The organism is Bariatricus sp. HCP28S3_F11, from assembly GCF_052065395.1.
In the GTDB taxonomy this organism is placed as follows: domain Bacteria; phylum Bacillota; class Clostridia; order Lachnospirales; family Lachnospiraceae; genus Allocoprococcus.
The window spans coordinates 97,993-111,751 of sequence record NZ_JBQHUC010000008.1; the positions used below are offsets into that span (position 1 = coordinate 97,993).

A 13,759-nucleotide genomic window follows, 5' to 3' on the forward strand; every position below is an offset into this window, starting at 1 on the left:
CGATGAAGATAGCAATTGTAACCGGAGCATCTTCCGGGCTCGGCCGTGAATTTGTCAGACAGATTACACGTCTCTATAAGAATCTGGATGAGATCTGGGTGGTTGCGCGAAGAGCCGAAAGGCTGGAAGAACTGAAAGAAAAGCTTCCAGTGTATATCCGTGTCTTTGCAGGAGATATGGAAGAGGATCTAATTTACAAGCAGGTGCTGAACCGCCTGGAAAATCAGAATCCGGATGTCCGAATGCTGGTAAATGCAGCCGGATTCGGGAAAATGGGAACGATCGAAGAGATTGCAGCCGAAGATAAAAAACTGCAGCTCCGCATGATCGATCTGAATTGCCGGGGACTTACCGAGATGACTCTGACTTGCCTTCCTTACATGTCAAAAGGGAGCCGGATCATAAATGTGGCCAGTGCTGCTGCGTTCTGCCCACAGAGCGGATTCGCGGTATATGCAGCCACAAAATCCTATGTACTCAGCTTTTCCAAAGGGCTTGGTGCCGAAGTCAGAAAGAAAGGAATTATTGTCACAGCTGTCTGTCCGGGACCGGTAGATACCGAATTCTTTGATGTAGCAGGGACCAATAACAGTCTGATGAAAAAAAAGGTTCTCAGTGATGCACCTTCCGTAGTGAGAAAGGCTCTTATCGATGCCAGAAACCGCAAATCTATGTCTGTCTACGGAATCCCGATGAAAGCGGCACAGGCTGCGGCCAAGCTGCTTCCGGATCACATGATTCTGGCAGCGATGGAAAAACTCGGATAACTTCACAATGAATCAATGATATAAAAAGTAAGGCGGGATAACAAATGAAAATACATAAGGGAGAAGCAGGATATCTGAAAAAAAGAAAAGTTCAGCTTATGATCGAGCTGATTCTGGAGGCATCTTTGATCGGAGGGCTTCTTATTGCCGGATATCTTCTGAACCATACAAGACTGAATATATTTACACTGGTAGCCATCCTTGCATGCTTACCGGCATGCAGAGCACTGGTCAATCTGATCATGCTCCTTCCGCACCATTCCATGGATGAGGCGACAGAGCTTGAGATTTCCGGTGTGACGGAATACCTGACGATGCTCTATGACCTGGTCATCACCAGTGAACGAAAAGCGATGCCGGTTGATGCAATTGCCATTTCAGGTAAAACGATCTGTGGATATGCCCGAAACAAAAAGGTCGATACGAATTACTGCGCAAGGCATATCAAGTCCATACTTGCACAGAATAAAATTGAGAAAGTAACCGTTAAGATTTTCCATGATTATGTTGCTTTTCTTAGCAGAGCTGAAGGAATGAATAACATTGCCGCAGTTGAACGCGCAGATCAGCAGCGTCTGGAAGATGATATCAAGCAGATTATAATGGATATTTCTCTGTAGAAGGAGACCGTCATGCAGAAAATCATCGTTTCACCAAACGAGGCCGGACAACGTCTTGACAAATTACTGACCAAACACTTAAGCGAAGCTCCAAAAAGCTTTTTCTATAAAATGCTTCGGAAGAAAAATATTAAATTAAATGGAGCAAGAGCTCAGGGAAATGAAAAACTGAAAGCCGGAGATGAGATCACACTCTTTCTTGCGGAAGAAACCATACAAAAATTTTCAGGCAAAAAAGAGACGATTCAGAATGAATTTCTGCGTCTGAAAGAGCAAAAAACTCCATTTCAGGTTCTGTACGAGGATTCAGAGGTTCTTCTTGTCGGCAAACCTTCCGGGATGCTTTCTCAGAAAGCAAAACCACAGGATATTTCACTCAACGAATATGTGATTGCGTACATGCTCAAAAGCGGATCGCTCTCCTTAGAAGAACTAAAAAGCTTTAAGCCCGGTATCTGTAACCGTCTGGATCGGAATACAAGCGGCCTGGTCGCTGCGGGAAAGACACTTCGCGCTTTGCAGCAGCTTGGGGAAATGTTTCGCTTAAGAACGATGAAAAAGTACTATCTTACCATTGTAAACGGTGAACTTACCAAAGAAACACATATCCACGGATGGCTGGTGAAAGACGAACAGACCAATAAGGTAAGAATCAGTCAGACAGAAGAGCCCCGGATGCAGGAAATTGAGACGGCTTATCGTCCCCTTGCCTCAAACGGCAGACAGACACTTCTTGAAGTACATTTGATCACCGGAAGGACCCATCAGATCCGTGCACACCTTGCATCTATCGGGCATGCAGTGATTGGAGACTATAAATACGGTTCGTTCGGAGTCAATTCTTATTTCAAAAAGAGCTATCACTTAGAAGCACAACTCCTTCACGCATGGAAGATGGAGTTCCCGATCTGCGATGGAGCCCTTTCGGGATTATCCAGCAAAACAGTGACTGCTCCGATTCCTGAAATGATGGAACAGATTATAAAAGGAGAACATCTGGCATGGCAACCTGGAATTCAAGAGGACTGCGCGGTTCAACGCTAGAAGATTTTATTAACCGTACCAATGAACGCTATCTGGATCAGGGGCTTGCCCTGATCCAGAAGATTCCCACACCGATCACACCGGTACGAATGGACAAAGAAAACCGTCATATCACGCTGGCGTATTTCGACCAGCGCAGTACCGTAGATTATATCGGAGCTGTACAGGGGATTCCTGTCTGCTTCGATGCCAAGGAATGTAATACCGATACCTTTCCGCTTCACAATATCCATGAGCATCAGGTCACATTCATGGAAAATTTTGAGAAACAGGACGGAATTTCCTTTATCATAATTTATTACAGTGCAAAAAACGAACTCTATTACATGCGCTTTCAGGAACTGAAACATTTCTGGATGCGAGGGCAGGAGGGTGGTCGAAAAAGTGTGAGGCAAGAAGAACTGAATCCTGCATTTTTCATGCAGTTAAAAGGCGGAATCTATGTTCCGTATCTGGAAATGATACAAAAAGACCTGGATTTACGAGAAGATACACCTTGACAATTAGTGGGAAAATCCTTATAATACAACAAGGCTTTGTTTAACGTGGTAGCACGCTAAAGTGAATGAACACATCATGCCTATGGCATATCTGAAGAAAGAATAAAATCAGAACATAAAAAGGAGTTATCAATTTATGAAGCAGTTATTACATACCCCGGAGGGCGTCAGAGACATTTATAAGGATGAGTGTGCCAGAAAGCTTGCGCTGACAAACCGCCTCCATAAAGTACTCCATTTATACGGATATCATGATATTCAGACACCTACATTTGAATTTTTTGACGTATTCCGCAAAGAGATCGGAACGATTCCTTCAAAGGAATTATATAAATTTTTTGACCGGGAGGGGAACACACTTGTACTAAGACCGGATATGACACCGCAGATTGCGCGAGTTGCCGCAACCCTTCTCGGAGAACATGAATTCCCGGCACGCCTATGCTATGTCGGAAATACTTTTATCAATCATTCCAGCTACCAAGGAAGATTGCGGGAAAGCACCCAGATTGGAGCTGAATTTCTGGGGCTTGACAGCGTAGATGCCGATGCCGAAATGCTCGCATTGGTGGTGGACTGCCTGAAAAAGGCAGGGCTCGAGGAATTCCAGATCAATGTCGGAAATGTCGACTTCTTCCAAAGTCTGATGGAAGACGCACACGTGGATGAAGAAACCGAAATACGCCTACGGGAGCTGATCGCAAACCGGAATTATTTCGGAATGGACGAATTGCTGACAGAAGCAGAGGTAAAGCGCAGCACCCGGGAAGCGCTTTCCGCCCTTTCCGAGCTTGTAGGCGGCGTGGAAATCCTGGAACAGGCAAAACGGATCGCACCGAGTTCCAAAGCACTCAAGGCAGTCAAGCGTCTGGAAGCTATCTATGAAGTACTGAAAGCTTACAATGTATCTGATTATATCAGTTTTGACCTGAGTATGTGTGGAACATACGGATACTATACCGGAATCATTTTCCGCGGCTATACATTCGGAACAGGCGATGCCATCGTAAAAGGAGGACGTTACGATCAACTGGTAGAAAAATTTGGAAGGTCCATGCCGTCGATCGGATTTGCCATCGTGATCGATGATCTGATGAACGCACTGCAGCGCCAGAAGATCCGGATTCCTCATGGTCAGAAGAATACGCTCATCATTTACGATGAAGGACGGCAGAAAGATGCTGTACTGCTGGCGCGCGAATTCCGAAGCAAAGATAAAAACACAGAATTACTGATGAAAGAAGAGGACCGTTCGGTCGAGTTCTATATCGACTACGGTAAACGAACGCTTGCTGGAGGACTTTTGTATCTTCAAAATACCAGTCAGATACGAATGTTCAATCTTCAGACCGGTGAACAGAAAATAATAAAAAGTAGGGATTAACGATGAAGGACATGAGATATTTAACATTTGCCCTCTGTAAGGGACGACTTGCAAGACAGACGCTGGAACTGTTAGAGCAGATGGGAATTACCTGTGACGAGATGAAGGATAAAGATTCCCGGAAACTGATTTTTGTAAACGAAGAACTGAAACTGAAATTCTTTTTATCAAAAGGGCCGGATGTGCCAACCTATGTAGAATATGGTGCGGCAGATATCGGTGTTGTCGGAAAGGACACCATTCTGGAAGCCGGCAGAAAAGTGCATGAAGTACTGGATCTCGGATTCGGGAAATGCCGGATGTGTGTGTGCGGTCCTGCCGAAGCCAGATCTTGCCTGGATAACCACGAACTGATCCGGGTTGCAACGAAATACCCGGCGATTGCAAAGGACTATTTCTACAACACCCGACATCAGACTGTGGAGATCATCAAGCTCAACGGTTCTATTGAACTGGCACCAATCGTCGGACTTTCCGAAGTAATCGTTGACATCGTGGAAACCGGATCTACTCTGCGTGAAAACGGTCTGACGGTGTTGGAAGAGGTTTGTCCGCTTTCTGCGCGTATGATCGTCAATCCGGTCAGTATGCGTCTGGAGAACAAACGAATCAAAGAACTTCTGATGAATATGCGTACGATTTTGAAAGGAGAAGAATAGACGATGAGAATACAAAAGCTGAATAAAGATACGAAACAGAATCTTCTTGAGGATCTTCTGAAAAGAAGTCCGAACAGCTATGGACAGTATGAAGCAAGCGTACAGTCCATTCTGAACGAAGTGAAAGAGAAAAAAGACGAAGCTGTGTTTGCTTTTACCAGAAAATTCGACGGAGCTGAGATTTCAGCGGACAACATTCTGGTGACCGAAGCAGAGATCGAAGAGGCCTATCAGGAAGTGGATGCTTCCCTGCTGGATGTGATCCGCAAAGCCCGTAACAACATTGAAAATTTCCATGCAAAACAGCGTCAGAACAGCTGGTTCGACAGCAAACCGGATGGAACCATCCTTGGACAGAAAGTCACACCGCTTCAGAGAGTCGGAGTCTATGTACCGGGCGGAAAAGCAGTCTACCCGTCTTCCGTACTTATGAACGTCATGCCTGCAAAGGTTGCCGGTGTGGATGAGATCATTATGGTTACACCACCAGGTAAAGAAGGAAAGATCAGTCCCAATACGCTGGTTGCGGCAAAAGAAGCAGGAGTCGATAAAATCTATAAAGTAGGCGGGGCACAGGCAATCGGAGCCCTTGCGTACGGAACGGAATCCATTCCAAAAGTAGATAAGATCGTGGGCCCGGGAAATATTTATGTGGCACTTGCAAAGAAGGCGGTCTATGGACATGTAAGCATCGATTCCATCGCCGGCCCAAGCGAGATTCTGGTGATTGCCGATGAAACTGCAAATCCAAGATATGTAGCCGCAGACCTGTTGTCTCAGGCGGAACATGATGAACTGGCTTCTGCGATCCTGGTTACTACAAGCGAGGAACTTGCAAAAGCTGTTTCCAACGAAGTGGACGGATTCCTGAAAGTTCTTTCCCGGTCTGAGATCATTGCAAAATCTCTCGACAACTATGGTTATATTCTGATTGCAGATACGATGGATGATGTGATCGATGTGGCAAATGAGATCGCTTCCGAACATTTGGAGATCCAGACTAAGAATCCATTTGAAGTGATGACTAAGATTCGTAATGCGGGAGCGATTTTCATCGGAGAATACGCAAGCGAACCTCTTGGAGATTATTTTGCGGGGCCGAACCATATCCTGCCGACCAACGGAACGGCCAAATTCTTCTCACCGCTCTCCGTAGACGATTTTGTGAAGAAGTCCAGTATTATTTCTTACTCCAAAGATGCCCTTTCCAGGGTTCACAAAGATATCGAAGCCTTTGCAAAAGCAGAACAGCTTACCGCACATGCCAATTCCGTACATGTTCGTTTTGAAAATGAGGAGGAATAGAATATGCCGGATCGAAGTGCAATAGTTGAAAGAATTACAAAAGAAACACAGATTACCGTCGAGCTGAATCTGGACGGACAGGGTATGACTGATATTTCCACCGGAATCGGTTTCTTCGATCATATGCTTTCCGGTTTTGCCCGTCACGGACTTTTCGATCTTAGAGTCAACGTGAACGGGGATCTCGATGTGGATTGTCACCATACCATCGAAGATACCGGAATCGTACTCGGACAGGCGATTCAAAAAGCACTGGACGATAAGAAAGGAATCAAGCGTTACGGACATTTTCTGCTTCCGATGGACGAGACACTGGCTCTTTGTGCTATTGATCTCTCCGGCAGACCGTACCTGAATTATGATGCATCCTTTACATCCGAACGGATCGGGGAGATGGACACCGAAATGGTGCGCGAATTCTTCTATGCCGTTTCCTACAGTGCGGCCATGAATCTTCATCTGAAAATTCTCGACGGAGTCAACAATCATCACATGGCAGAAGCTCTGTTCAAAGCATTCGGAAAAGCTCTGGACATGGCCTGCATGGAAGAACCAAGAATGAAAGAGGTATGGTCTACGAAAGGAACCCTATAAGAAACGACGGAAAAGGAGTTTAACATGAGTTATAAAAGATTAATTCCCTGTATTTTTATCAATAAAGGGAAAGCAGTAAAATGGTTTGACAATATGGAAATTGTATCCGACGATGTGGTTGCGCTTGCAAAAGAGTACAACAATCACGGCGCGGATGAACTTCTTGTGTTTGATCTTTCCGACTCCGACGAAGACCACGACGAATCCATCGATCTGATGAAAAAGATCAATCGTGTCATTCATATTCCGATGGTCGCAGGCGGAAATGTGAGACGTCAGGAAGATGTAAAGAAGATTCTCTATGCGGGTGCTAAACGCGCCATGCTGAATTTCTCCAAGCCGGATGCCGGAAAACTGATGGAAGAAGTTTCCAAACGATTTGGAAAAGATAAAATCGCAGTGTCTTTAAATGATTTTGATGCACTTTTTAAACAGCAGCATACCATTCAAAACTACAGCAGCGAGATCATTTTCATGCACAGACTGGATCTGGATTCGGTCATGAATATCACGGATATACCATGTGTTGTGGTTACCGATACACTGGAAGAACCGGAGCTTCTTAAAATTCTGAAATGTCCGGGTGTCAAGGGACTCTCCGGACGCTATGTAAGCCAGAAAGGAATGGATTTCACCGCCTATAAGGAAACTTGCGCTAAGGAAGGAATTCGAATGACATCCTTCGAAAGCAAGATGGATTTCTCCGAATTCAAACTAAATTCGGATGGATTGCTTCCGGTTATCGTACAGCACTATAAGACATCCGAGGTGCTGATGCTGGCCTATATGAACCAGGAGGCGTTTGAACAGACGGTGAAATCCGGAAGGATGACCTATTTCAGCCGCAGCCGTCAGAGCCTCTGGACGAAAGGGGAGACTTCCGGTCATTTCCAGTATGTCAAATCCCTCACCATCGACTGCGACAAAGATACCTTGCTCGCAAAGGTGGATCAGGTGGGAGCAGCCTGCCATACCGGCAATCCGACCTGTTTCTTCCAGCCGGTGGTCGGAAGCGATTATGATGAGACCAATCCGCTGCAGGTATTCGAAAGTGTATATCAGACAATTCAGGACCGCAAGATTCATCCGAAAGAAGGTTCCTACACGAATTATCTTTTCGATAAAGGAATCGATAAGATCCTGAAAAAAGTAGGAGAGGAAGCAACCGAAATCGTGATTGCGGCCAAGAATCCGAATCCGGAAGAGATCAAATACGAGATCTCAGATTTTCTTTACCATGCAATGGTGCTTATGGTAGAGCGCGGTGTAACCTGGGACGATATCGTACAGGAACTTGCAGACAGATAAATAAAGAAAGGCGTTAAAATCATGTTAGAAGAAAAGAAATTAAAAGATGAAGAACTGGATCAGGTGAGCGGTGGAGAAAAGTGGTATGAAAGCTATCCGATACAGACAGGTTCTGAAGAACAGTCTTCCCAAACAAATAATATCGATTCCGCCGGTGCAAAGTCAGCTTCTGCGGAAAAGGCAAGCATAAGAATACTTTAGTAATCAAGCTCATAGAAACCGACACCCCGGCATATATTTTTCTAAGATATATGCCGGCTTTTTTTACATAATAATCATTATTCTTCCCTGATTGAAAGGAGCGTTCCACCATGGCAAATACTCAAAAGCAAAGAGAAGAACTACTGCGTGCGGCCAGAAAAACGGGGATGACCGGGAGTGCCCCGGCTGTCCATCCTCGCTATCGGGCGATCTACCGGAATCTTTACGGAGAAGAAGCTGTACATACACCGTCCGGAACACTGGGGACCCGGATTCTGCTGAGTCTGATCTTTTTTGCCGTGTTTCTTTCTTCCGACTACAACAACCAGCACATCTGGAAATTCTCACAGACAGAAATCATAAAAGAAATCCAGGCACAGCCGGATTACAGAAGCTATGTAAATCAGTTTCTGAATCTGTGAATTGACTTTTGGGCTGTGAGAATTTATCTTAAAAGAAGATAAGACTCCCACCGCTATAGGTGGCGAGTTGCAGCAAGTACGCCGAGGCGTACTTGAAAGTATACACCAGAACGAAAAAAGGAGTCGTATGAAAAAATGCTGATGATAAACAAACGAACGTATCACGGAGAGGATCTGAAATTCTTTGCAATGTGGTCCATGCTGATCGACCATGCCGGCGCCGTACTGATTGAAAATACTTCCCTTTATCAGATTACCGGCTTCCACATGCTGGCTGTAACGTGCCGGCTGATCGGTCGGATCGCATTCCCGCTCATCTGTTTTCTGCTGATTGAAGGTTTCTGCCACACCGGTGACCGCAGGAAATATTTGATGCGCATGGGTTTCTTCGCCCTGATTTCAGAAATTCCTTTCGATCTTACCTTTTTTGGCCGGTTGGATCTGCAAAAGCAGAATGTTTTCTTTACCCTCTTTACCGGAATCCTGCTTCTTTACGCGCTTGAGAAGGCAGAAACATGGGAACATTCGCCTCTGATCCGAAGTTTCATGATAGCGGCATCGACCCTGGCGGGATGTGTGGCGGCCACGGCGGGACGATTTGATTATTCTTATATGGGCATTCTTCTGATTGCAGCCTTGTATCTGTTCCGGAATGACCGTAAAAAGCTGTGTATCGCCGGAGTCGTTCTTTCTCTTTATGAACTGACAGCAGCTCTCGCATTCATTCTTGTCAGAAAATACAACGGTGAAAAGGGGGACGGGATCCTTCCCCGAAACTGGTTTTATCTGTTTTATCCACTTCATTTGCTGGTTCTGTCGGCATGCACTTTTTTGTTAAAGATATAATTTAAAAACGATTCGTTCTGTTTCGTATGGAGTTTTTTTGTACAATATGCTATACTGAAACAAGCGCAAAGCAATTACGCCGAGGCGTAATGAAACGGATGGAGAAAGATAGAAATGAACGACCAATTATTCCGCAAAAAAAGTATGGAGAAGATCACTTTCCCTGAAAATCTGAATGATTATATCCGTGTCGCAAGTCCCGGTGTCTGGATGACGCTGTGTGCCGTCATTCTGATCCTGATCGGCGTGTGCTGCTGGGGCGTGTTCGGTAGACTTGACACAACCGTGCGTACTGCGGCAGTTTCTGACGGAACGCGAACCGTTTGTTATATTTCAGAAGAGAATATCGCTTCCGTGGAAGAAGGAATGACGGTAACCATCGATGATACAGATTACCGGATTACCGCGCTATCCTCCGAACCGCGCCAGATGACCGAAGATGATACATTCTTTTCTGCACCGGACAGGTTATGGAGCAGACTCCTATGGATATGCTGCTTGGAAGTGGAGAGAATTTGAGCTACACCCAGAATGTCCAGACACTGGATTTATACGAGACAGGAAGCCGAGTAGTGAAGGCATTTGGTACCCGCCACCGATTCTTTCACTTTGAATTCTTCCGTCTGGATGAAAACAAAGAAGGACTTGGGCTCAAGGGAGATCTCCTGGGACTGGAAGTCAATATGCGGGCTCCGGGCGGTTACATTCCCCCAACCGATGTGGCGGATCTGTGGCGTTTTATTGATGAGATACCGTATTGGACGGCAGAAAAACACGGATTAAAACGCGTATCCGTATCATGCGGCCGGGATTTCCAACACCTGGCCGCTATAAATAATCCTGGGATTGCGAATGCTTTTACGGTTAGCCTCATAAATCTCTCTCCAACGAGTTCCGGTACCATAAAAATACAGGGAAATATTCCATAAACAGTCACCTGGCACAACTGTATAAGTGACAGGAACTCCAGAAGCAGCTTGATCCGCCGTCTCATAATCTTTTGCCAGATTGGATCTCAGTGCCTCGCACTCAGCATCTGATAATCCGATACTCTTCAAATAATCCCCTGCGGCAGCGGCCAGATCGACTCTGGTCAGATCCGCGCTTTCGGAAGAACCTGTGATCATTCGCAGTGTGGAATCAATGTTGCTGTTCTTTATTGCAATATATTTTTCGCTGTCTTTCTCCAGATGATAGTAGTTGATATAGGTCTGCATATAGTCCTCCACCACCTGTTCGTAAGATGCACCCATATAGCAGGCCAGCAGAGCAGAAACAAATCCTGCCCGATCCTTTCCCTCATCGCAGTGAACCAGATAAGGTCCCTCATTAACAGTGAAGAAGCGCAGTCCTTCCGCCAGACCGTTCTTGAAGTCCTCTGCCACAAAGTTTAAGCTTAAGTTCAGCGCCTTCACCTGACCGTTCTGATACAAAGACGCATAGTAGGGGGAATCAAAGCTATCCTGGGCGATATAGCCGTCAATATCCGCATCGGAGTTCGCCAGGTTCATCACCGTCTGTATTTCGTTAGCTTCCACAAATTCATCGGCATAGGCAGCACGGTTAAATTCATTATTTATGGGACTGCTGCTGCGAAACAGAGCGTTCTTGCCCAGATCACCGGATGCGATATTGCGAAAATTTGCAAAAATCTGATCGGAATCGTAGTCCGCACGTTCGTTGGTTCTCACCAGCTGATGGATGAGATACTGGTCATAATAGCCTCCCTTCTCACCCATGGAAATGGAAACTACCAGATCCTCCATGCTCTTTCCGGCGGGAAACACCCAGGTGAAAGATTTATCCTCTGCAGTTTTCTTTTCGGCAATACCATTTGCTGTGGCAAAATCTCCTGTGTTAATCGCAAGAATCAGCTTATTATCCTTATCCCGTGCCACATAAGATCCGGTGTCTACATCAGAATAGTTGGTGCATAAAGGAATCTGATACGTCTTTCCGTCAATGGTCACAGAAAGAATATCACCGTATTCATAGCCGGCTTCCAGCAGTTTCTCTGGCTCTACATCCAGAACAATATTTCCATACTTTTGAATCTCCTGAACGCCGCTTTCAAACGTCGGGTAAGAGGTTTCCGCTGCGGATGCAGGCAGAACCAATCCGACCATCAGTACGACGCTCAACAACAAGGATACTACTTTTTTCATAGGGATTTTCCTCCTTTATTTCCTCACTATAGTCTTCTTCATATTTATACGATTTAAGGCTTTTACTCAGCTTTTCAAAGTAGATAAATGTACCAAATGATTATATTATTCTTAATTTTACCATGCAAAATAATATGGTTCAAGATGAAATGATGAAAACACATTTTAGGGACTCGGGTGAGAATTACGCAACATATTGATATTATATGGTAAATATGTTATCCTTTATTCGTAACGAATGATTTAAATCAAGAAATGCGGTACATGAAAAGATTCAATACTAATACATCAGTGCAATTTGGAAATAAAAAAGATAATAGGCTCAGGAATTAAAATCAGCATCTTATTAACAGAAGATAGAAGGAGAAGATTAGTTATGAATAAATATACAAGTGATATATCGCCATATGATATTGGCAGAATGAGCTATACAGTTAGATTACTGATGCAACTAAAAGACGATGTGGATCCTTATTATCTTGAAAAAGCTGTGGATTTAGCAATGACAAGATATCCTTATTTTAAGAAATCGTTGATCCGGTCGGGAGAAGAATATCTTTTCGTCGATAATGATCAACCGATAGTTGTTTATGAGAATACAGGAAAGTCGAGAGCGCTCAATTCGCAGGAAGTCAATAATCATCTCGTTTCCGTAGACTATTCAGGTAAATCAATTGGTTTGAACATAAGTCATATGTTGGCCGGCGGATGCGGCACCTTCGAATTGATTAGAACGATTCTCTATTGTTATCTGACTGAACGTTATTCGATTCAATTTACTGTTGAAGATCTGAAACTTCCGGGAGAACCACTTAAGCCGGGGGAACGCGATTATCTGGATCCGGACAAACTTCCTGATGTAAAACCGATGGCATTTGATCGAATAAGTGACGGAGAACTGCCTCTTGCCGATTATATGGCAGCATTCACAAATCCTGAAAGAGCATTAGATTGTTATTATCATATTGAATTTTCTCAGAAAGAATTCATGGCTAAAGCGAAAACATCGGACGGAAGTCCTGCCACATTATTGTCCGCTTTAATGTTCCGTATGTTGTATAAGATGTGGGGAGATAAGAAACTGCCGATTCAATCAAAAATCATGCATAATTTCAGAAATGAGGTTGGTTGCCCGAATACAACCTGTGACATTGTTAGATCAGTCCATGTTTGTTATCCGGATAAAATGGCAGATGCTACTCTGGATAGACTTTGTACAGTCACGAGGGGGGCAGTCATCCTACAAACCCAGCCGGAGAATGCTATTTATGATGGAAAAAGAATGTTTGATCGTCTCAACAATGCAGATAGTTGTACGACGCTTGAGGAAAAGGTGGCATATTGTCAGCAGAATAAGGGCATATCAGCAAGTGTTCAGGACTCCTTTATGGTTAGCTATACCGGTTGGACAAAATGGGGCGATATGATTGATTATATCGAAACCGGTGATGTTATCACGGACGGTCATCTTATGCTGGAAGTTATGTCATTAAATGACAAAATCGGTGTGACATTCGAGCAAGTAGTAAATGATACAAGATATATTGAAGGCTTTATGCGTGAACTGGAAGCCGAAGAAATCCCATATACATTGAGCGGACCGTTTGAAAAGAATATGGCTTCGTTCAAACTTCCAAAGTAAGAATAGAAAGAAACTAAAATAGATCCACTGGATCTTTTTGGCGTATGCATGACAACTAAACCCGCGGAGTGTCGCGAAATAACCTCTTGATCAGTTATTTTGCGACACTCCGCGGATTTTTCATTATTTTAACTCATTCTTGGAATGCATATCCTATTCGGCCTTCTCAGCCTTAGGTGCCTTGATAATAAACTGTTGGACAGCGAATTGAGGGAGACGCAAACGACAAATTATTTTTCCGTCCTTTAAAGAATCGACCGCGCAGTCTGGGAGCTAATGGCAGATTGACAGCGATAATACGG

At 44.5% G+C, this 13,759-nt stretch carries 15 protein-coding genes; 14 read left to right on the forward strand and 1 reads right to left on the reverse strand.

Features of this window, described 5'->3' with window-relative positions:
* Positions 1 to 2 precede the first annotated feature (2 nt).
* From ACTNBR_RS06050 to ACTNBR_RS06110, 13 genes are all read left to right on the forward strand, one after another.
* Positions 3 to 767 carry an SDR family NAD(P)-dependent oxidoreductase gene (locus ACTNBR_RS06050; RefSeq protein ID WP_427820531.1) on the forward strand — a complete coding sequence of 255 codons (765 nt, stop codon included), beginning with the start codon at positions 3 to 5 and terminating at the stop codon, positions 765 to 767.
* Between the two features lie 44 nt (positions 768 to 811).
* Complete coding sequence (locus ACTNBR_RS06055) at positions 812 to 1,387, forward strand: hypothetical protein (RefSeq protein WP_427806592.1); 576 nt, start codon at positions 812 to 814, stop codon at positions 1,385 to 1,387.
* A gap of 12 nt (positions 1,388 to 1,399) precedes the next feature.
* Positions 1,400 to 2,431 (forward strand): RluA family pseudouridine synthase, encoded by a 1,032-nt coding sequence (locus ACTNBR_RS06060; RefSeq protein ID WP_441017088.1) that lies wholly within the window; start codon positions 1,400 to 1,402, stop codon positions 2,429 to 2,431.
* The gene (locus ACTNBR_RS06065) at positions 2,389 to 2,931 is read left to right on the forward strand and encodes a Holliday junction resolvase RecU (RefSeq protein ID WP_427806594.1); all 543 of its coding nucleotides are present in this window, start codon (positions 2,389 to 2,391) and stop codon (positions 2,929 to 2,931) included. The genes ACTNBR_RS06060 and ACTNBR_RS06065 overlap by 43 nt, the downstream gene beginning before the upstream one ends.
* A gap of 136 nt (positions 2,932 to 3,067) precedes the next feature.
* Complete coding sequence (gene hisZ / locus ACTNBR_RS06070; protein ID WP_441017091.1) at positions 3,068 to 4,315, forward strand: ATP phosphoribosyltransferase regulatory subunit; 1,248 nt, start codon at positions 3,068 to 3,070, stop codon at positions 4,313 to 4,315.
* Positions 4,316 to 4,326: 11 nt separating this feature from the next.
* A complete protein-coding gene (gene hisG / locus ACTNBR_RS06075; RefSeq protein WP_427806597.1) occupies positions 4,327 to 4,974 on the forward strand; it encodes an ATP phosphoribosyltransferase in 648 nt (215 codons plus the stop codon).
* Positions 4,975 to 4,977: 3 nt separating this feature from the next.
* The gene (gene hisD, locus ACTNBR_RS06080) at positions 4,978 to 6,279 is read left to right on the forward strand and encodes a histidinol dehydrogenase (protein WP_427806598.1); all 1,302 of its coding nucleotides are present in this window, start codon (positions 4,978 to 4,980) and stop codon (positions 6,277 to 6,279) included.
* A gap of 3 nt (positions 6,280 to 6,282) precedes the next feature.
* Positions 6,283 to 6,873, forward strand: coding sequence for an imidazoleglycerol-phosphate dehydratase HisB (gene hisB, locus ACTNBR_RS06085; RefSeq protein ID WP_441017094.1), 591 nt, complete (start codon positions 6,283 to 6,285; stop codon positions 6,871 to 6,873).
* A 24-nt stretch (positions 6,874 to 6,897) separates the two neighbouring features.
* Complete coding sequence (gene hisIE, locus ACTNBR_RS06090; protein ID WP_427806600.1) at positions 6,898 to 8,181, forward strand: bifunctional phosphoribosyl-AMP cyclohydrolase/phosphoribosyl-ATP diphosphatase HisIE; 1,284 nt, start codon at positions 6,898 to 6,900, stop codon at positions 8,179 to 8,181.
* Positions 8,182 to 8,202: 21 nt separating this feature from the next.
* Complete coding sequence (locus ACTNBR_RS06095) at positions 8,203 to 8,382, forward strand: hypothetical protein (protein ID WP_427806601.1); 180 nt, start codon at positions 8,203 to 8,205, stop codon at positions 8,380 to 8,382.
* Between the two features lie 110 nt (positions 8,383 to 8,492).
* The gene (locus ACTNBR_RS06100) at positions 8,493 to 8,804 is read left to right on the forward strand and encodes a hypothetical protein (RefSeq protein ID WP_427806603.1); all 312 of its coding nucleotides are present in this window, start codon (positions 8,493 to 8,495) and stop codon (positions 8,802 to 8,804) included.
* A 135-nt stretch (positions 8,805 to 8,939) separates the two neighbouring features.
* Complete coding sequence (locus tag ACTNBR_RS06105; protein WP_441042681.1) at positions 8,940 to 9,650, forward strand: TraX family protein; 711 nt, start codon at positions 8,940 to 8,942, stop codon at positions 9,648 to 9,650.
* 114 nt (positions 9,651 to 9,764) lie between these two features.
* Positions 9,765 to 10,169 carry a hypothetical protein gene (locus ACTNBR_RS06110; RefSeq protein ID WP_441017097.1) on the forward strand — a complete coding sequence of 135 codons (405 nt, stop codon included), beginning with the start codon at positions 9,765 to 9,767 and terminating at the stop codon, positions 10,167 to 10,169.
* Positions 10,170 to 10,447: 278 nt separating this feature from the next.
* On the opposite strand, the gene ACTNBR_RS06115 is transcribed toward ACTNBR_RS06110, so the two are convergent.
* Complete coding sequence (locus ACTNBR_RS06115) at positions 10,448 to 11,815, reverse strand: tyrosine-protein phosphatase (protein ID WP_441017100.1); 1,368 nt, start codon at positions 11,813 to 11,815, stop codon at positions 10,448 to 10,450.
* 376 nt (positions 11,816 to 12,191) lie between these two features.
* On the opposite strand from ACTNBR_RS06115, the gene ACTNBR_RS06120 reads away from it, so the two are divergent.
* Positions 12,192 to 13,457 (forward strand): hypothetical protein, encoded by a 1,266-nt coding sequence (locus tag ACTNBR_RS06120; RefSeq protein ID WP_441017103.1) that lies wholly within the window; start codon positions 12,192 to 12,194, stop codon positions 13,455 to 13,457.
* The last annotated feature ends 302 nt before the right edge of the window (positions 13,458 to 13,759 follow it).

Coding starts and splice junctions, on each gene's coding strand:
- ACTNBR_RS06050 (WP_427820531.1), top strand. CDS start 3: ATGAAGATAGCAATTGTAACCGGAGCATCTTCCGGGCTCGGCCGTGAA.
- ACTNBR_RS06055 (WP_427806592.1), top strand. CDS start 812: ATGAAAATACATAAGGGAGAAGCAGGATATCTGAAAAAAAGAAAAGTT.
- ACTNBR_RS06060 (WP_441017088.1), top strand. CDS start 1,400: ATGCAGAAAATCATCGTTTCACCAAACGAGGCCGGACAACGTCTTGAC.
- ACTNBR_RS06065 (WP_427806594.1), top strand. CDS start 2,389: ATGGCAACCTGGAATTCAAGAGGACTGCGCGGTTCAACGCTAGAAGAT.
- hisZ (WP_441017091.1), top strand. CDS start 3,068: ATGAAGCAGTTATTACATACCCCGGAGGGCGTCAGAGACATTTATAAG.
- hisG (WP_427806597.1), top strand. CDS start 4,327: ATGAGATATTTAACATTTGCCCTCTGTAAGGGACGACTTGCAAGACAG.
- hisD (WP_427806598.1), top strand. CDS start 4,978: ATGAGAATACAAAAGCTGAATAAAGATACGAAACAGAATCTTCTTGAG.
- hisB (WP_441017094.1), top strand. CDS start 6,283: ATGCCGGATCGAAGTGCAATAGTTGAAAGAATTACAAAAGAAACACAG.
- hisIE (WP_427806600.1), top strand. CDS start 6,898: ATGAGTTATAAAAGATTAATTCCCTGTATTTTTATCAATAAAGGGAAA.
- ACTNBR_RS06095 (WP_427806601.1), top strand. CDS start 8,203: ATGTTAGAAGAAAAGAAATTAAAAGATGAAGAACTGGATCAGGTGAGC.
- ACTNBR_RS06100 (WP_427806603.1), top strand. CDS start 8,493: ATGGCAAATACTCAAAAGCAAAGAGAAGAACTACTGCGTGCGGCCAGA.
- ACTNBR_RS06105 (WP_441042681.1), top strand. CDS start 8,940: ATGCTGATGATAAACAAACGAACGTATCACGGAGAGGATCTGAAATTC.
- ACTNBR_RS06110 (WP_441017097.1), top strand. CDS start 9,765: ATGAACGACCAATTATTCCGCAAAAAAAGTATGGAGAAGATCACTTTC.
- ACTNBR_RS06115 (WP_441017100.1), bottom strand. CDS start 11,815: ATGAAAAAAGTAGTATCCTTGTTGTTGAGCGTCGTACTGATGGTCGGA.
- ACTNBR_RS06120 (WP_441017103.1), top strand. CDS start 12,192: ATGAATAAATATACAAGTGATATATCGCCATATGATATTGGCAGAATG.